The 1,569-nt window shown below is 62.5% G+C and carries 1 protein-coding gene; it reads right to left on the minus strand.

The features are described from left to right. Positions 1-106: 106 nt before the first annotated feature. Positions 107-1,351 (minus strand): IS256 family transposase, encoded by a 1,245-nt coding sequence (locus JF66_RS20185; RefSeq protein ID WP_035880688.1) that lies wholly within the window; start codon positions 1,349-1,351, stop codon positions 107-109. Between the last annotated feature and the right edge of the window lie 218 nt (positions 1,352-1,569).

Here is a 1,569-nt window from a genome sequence, read left to right on the forward strand (position 1 = left end):
CAAGACATACCGGGACGGGCGTCACCGCCTGTGCCTCTGCGAACAGAGGGTCACGTCCCGCTGAGTGGTGGAGTTTCTCGTCACCGTGCGGGTCAGTTGTTTTAGTTTAGGCGGCAGCGAGTTCTGGGAGGATCACCGCCTCGTCGATGACCTCGACGGGGTTGTTCATTGTGGTCAGCTCCAGCATTGATGCTTCGGAGAAGTAGCGTCGTTCGCCGGCTTCCCATTCGTCGTGTTGCTCGATCAGGACTGACCCCGCCAGGCGCAGGAGGGCGGCGGAGTTGGGGAAGACACCGACGACGTCGGTGCGGCGTTTGATCTCCTTGTTGACTCGTTCCAATGGGTTTGTCGACCAGATCTGTCGCCAGTGACGCCGTGGGAACGCGGCGAAGGCCAGCAGGTCGGGTTGGGCGTCGGTGAGCATCGACGCGACCTTCGGGTGGGAGCGGCCGAGCATCGTGGTCACCTCACGGAACTGCTTTTCAATGTGTTCGCGGTCGGGCTGGGCGAAGATGGTGCGGATGATCGACGCGACCATCTCTTGGGATCCTTTCGGGACCACGGCGAGGACGTTGCGCATGAAGTGCACCCGGCATCTTTGCCAGCCGGCGCCTTGGAAGACCGTGCCGATGGCCTTCTTCAGCCCGGTGTGGGCATCGGACATGACCAGCTTCACTCCGTCGAGACCGCGAGTCTTCAACGACCGGAGGAAGCTGGTCCAGAAGCCTTCGTTCTCGCTGTCGCCGACGTCGAATCCGAGGACTTCCCGCCGCCCGTCGGCGGCCACGCCGATCGCGACGACGATGGCCTGGGACACGATGCGGTGCCCGACGCGCGCTTTGCAATAGGTGGCGTCGAGGAAAACGTAGGGGAAGTCCTGCGCGGCCAGGGTCCGGTCCCGAAACTCAGCCACTTCCGTGTCAAGGCCCGCGCAGATCCGGGACACTTCCGACTTGGAGATCCCGGTATCGGCGCCGAGCGCTTTGACGAGGTCGTCGACTTTGCGAGTCGAAACGCCGTGGACATAGGCCTCCATCACAACCGCGAACAAGGCCTGGTCGACGCGGCGGCGCCGCTCGAGCAGGGCAGGGAAGAACGACCCGGCGCGCAGCTTCGGGATCTTCAGATCCAGGTCCCCGGCGGTCGTCGACAGGGTCCGTGGCCGGGTGCCGTTGCGGTACGTGGTGCGGTCGCCGGAGCGTTCAAACGGGCCGGCCCCGATGAACGCACTCGCTTCCGCATCGATGAGTTCTTGGTACAGAGTTTCGGTCGCGACGCGGATGCGGTCGGTGACATCGGTGAGTTTGAGTTCTCCCAGCAGGTTGAGCAGGGCAGACTGGTCTAGAGCCATCGTGTGGTGTCCTTTGTGAGTTGCTTTAGTCGGTACTCACTGACCATCCCACGATGGCTCCTCGCGTTGGCGAAGCAACGCTCAAAGCGGGGAAACCACACCACTCAATGGGACATGACCCAAGCCCAACAGTAGTCGTACGATGTGGTCCTGTTTAGTGGCTTGGAGACTGGTGTCAGATCGGGACCGCACTAGTTGGCTTTGACGGTGGCCAATTC

The organism is Cryobacterium sp. MLB-32 (assembly GCF_000738085.1).
Taxonomy (GTDB): domain Bacteria; phylum Actinomycetota; class Actinomycetes; order Actinomycetales; family Microbacteriaceae; genus Cryobacterium.